This is a genomic window from Bradyrhizobium sp. Leo78, from assembly GCF_059512425.1.
The window spans coordinates 1-378 of sequence record NZ_JCAMOT010000286.1 but is presented as its reverse complement, the minus strand read 5'-3'; the positions used below and the strand labels follow the sequence as shown (position 1 = coordinate 378).

Here is a 378-nt window from a genome sequence, read left to right as displayed (position 1 = left end):
ATAACGCGGTTCTATCCGAATTGCGCAGGGGAATTCATGAAAACGGCCACGCTTGCATCCATCGCCTTGGCGATGTCGGTCTCTGTCGCCAATGCTCAGACGATCGGCGTTTCGATGTCCGATCTCGACAAATTCAGGACGGCGCTTCTCAATGGCGTCGTCGCCCGCGGGGAGACGGTCTCCGGCCTCAAGCTGGTTACCGAGAACGCCAAGGGCGACAACGAGCTTCAGAAGAAGCAGGTTCAGAAGCTCATCGCCGACAAGGTCGACGCCATCATCCTGGCGGTTTCCGATGGCGATCTCGGGCCGCAGATGACCAAGATGGCGGCGGATGCCGGCATTCCGCTGGTTTACATCAACAACGTTCCTTCCAACCTG

1 protein-coding gene is annotated in these 378 nt (G+C 58.2%); it reads left to right on the top strand.

The window, feature by feature from the left end; all coding sequences use genetic code 11:
• Nucleotides 1-36 precede the first annotated feature (36 nt).
• On the top strand, nucleotides 37-378 hold a 342-nt coding region (locus AC5ZG1_RS44715), incomplete at its 3' end, for a substrate-binding domain-containing protein (protein WP_496136618.1).